Origin of the sequence: Granulicatella sp. zg-ZJ (genome assembly GCF_010892355.1) — a bacterium.
Lineage (GTDB): Bacteria > Bacillota > Bacilli > Lactobacillales > Aerococcaceae > WM01.
This window is the reverse complement of sequence record NZ_WNJY01000055.1, coordinates 1-2,210: the sequence shown is the minus strand read 5'-3', so window position 1 is coordinate 2,210 and position 2,210 is coordinate 1. Positions and strand designations below refer to the sequence as shown.

Below are 2,210 nucleotides of genomic sequence, written 5' to 3'. Positions count from 1 at the left end.
TACGAATGGCTTCGTTCTCGCACGTAGTAGAGAACGAGCGATGTATCGTGTACATCATGGTAAGCCGTACAACTTAACGTCTGATACGAAAAAAGACTGTCGACATTTTAATTTGTCAACAGTCTGAACCTCCTTTTAGGAGGGTTTTTTCTTTTATAAAAGAATTTATTATAAATCGCACACCACATAGAAGATGTCACTCACTACGATGCTATTTTAGAGATTGGCAATCGTTGAACTATCGAGTTTAGATAATTTATGATATACTAACAAAAAAGAAATTGGAGGGATTATATGAGCGGAGAATGGTCTTTAAAAGAATTATATGAAAGCTACGACGCACCAGAATATAAACAAGATTTAGAAAAATTAGAAAGTCTATATCAATCATTAGGCGATTTAACACTAGTGGATAATTTAGAAACAATCAAACAAGTTATCTCATACTTAGAAGAAACAAATATACTAGGCTCAAAATTGTATGCTTACTCTTCTTTACAATTAGCTGTGAATACAACAGATACAGTGAGTTTACAAGCTAATAGTAAAGTACAAAAATTATTTTCAAAATATGCTAAAGTACATGCTAAAATCAATAAATTTTTAGGTAGCATAGAAACAGATATATCAGCAGATGCACATTTAAGTCAATATGCATTCTTGTTTGAACAAGCTAAAAAAGAGTACAAACATTTATTATCAGATGATGTAGAAGAAGTTATCTCGACAATGAATTTAAGTGCTGGTAATTCATGGAGTCAATTACAAGAATTTTTAACATCAACAGTTGAAACAGAATTTGACGGTAAATCAGTTACATTAAGTGAAATTCGTAACCTTGCCTATGATGAAAGCCAAGACGTGAGAAAGCGTGCATACGAAGCTGAATTAGAAATGTATCGTACCATTAAAGAACCAGTAGCATTTGCCTTAAACAATATTAAATCGCAAGTGAATGACATTACAAAATTAAGAGGATATGACAGTCCTTTAGATGCTACTTTACAAGCATCATGGATGAGTAAAGAAACATTAGATGCATTACTAGAAGCAATTAAAGACTCTCTACCTGCATTCCGTCGCTACTTAAAACATAAAGCAACATTATTAGGTCATACGAATGGTTTACCATTTTATGATTTATTTGCACCAATCGGAAAAGGTGCAAGCCGTACATTTACAGTAGAAGAATCAAAAGAGTATTTAATGAAACATTTTTCTAAATTCTCTAAAGACTTGGCAGATATGGTAGAGGAATTTTATGATAATCACTATATCGACATGTTCCCTAGAAAAGGAAAAGTCGGTGGAGCGTTCTGTTACAATTTACCATTTATCAAACAATCTCGTGTAATGATGAATTTTGACGGTTCTTTAAACAATGTTGTAACAATGGCACATGAATTAGGACATGCTTATCACGGTTTACACATGCAAGAGCATCTACCATTGAGTTGGGAATACTCAATGCCGGTTGCCGAAACAGCCTCTACATTTAATGAAGCATTGATTATGAGAAGTGTGATTGCTGAAGCAAGTGACGAAGAAAAAGCAAGTCTTATTGAATCAGAATTACAAGATACAACACAAATTATTGTCGATATTTACTCACGTTATTTGTTCGAAAGTGCTGTATTTGAACAACGTAAAGAAAAATTTATGTTCTCTAAAGATTTAGAAGATATCATGTTAAACGCACAAAAAGAAGCGTATGGTGACGGATTAGATGAAAATGCAATGCACCCATATATGTGGTTATGTAAAGGACATTACTATTCAGCTGGTTTAAGTTTTTACAACTTCCCTTATGCATTTGGAGGACTATTCTCTAAAGGTTTATATGCGATGTATTTAGAACAACCAGAGGGATTTGTTGAAAAATACCAAGCGATGCTTTATGCAACAACAGTAACAACAGCCGAAGACACAGCAAAAACAATGGGCGTTGACTTAACGAAAAAAGAATTTTGGGCAAAAGCACTTGGACAAGTTGAAGAAAAAATTGATGAATTTATTCGTTTAACAAGCAAATAATAAAGTTCGAGAAAAGCAACTAGAGAGCACGAAAGTGCTCTCTAGTTGCTCAGACTGTTGACAAAGTAAGAGTGTCAACAGTCTTTTTTCGTATCAGACGTTAAGTTGTACGGCTTACCACGATGTACACGATACATCGCTCGTTCTCTACCATGTGCGAGAACGAAGCCATTCGT

1 protein-coding gene is annotated in these 2,210 nt (G+C 34.0%); it reads left to right on the top strand.

Going from position 1 to position 2,210, the window contains the following annotated elements; all coding sequences use genetic code 11:
• Positions 1 to 294 precede the first annotated feature (294 nt).
• Entirely contained in the window at positions 295 to 2,034 is a 1,740-nt protein-coding gene (locus tag GMA11_RS09135; protein ID WP_163546807.1) for a M3 family oligoendopeptidase, read from the top strand.
• The last annotated feature ends 176 nt before the right edge of the window (positions 2,035 to 2,210 follow it).

Excerpts from the sequence above, each read along its gene's own strand:
- GMA11_RS09135 (WP_163546807.1), top strand. The coding sequence starts at position 295 with ATGAGCGGAGAATGGTCTTTAAAAGAATTATATGAAAGCTACGACGCA.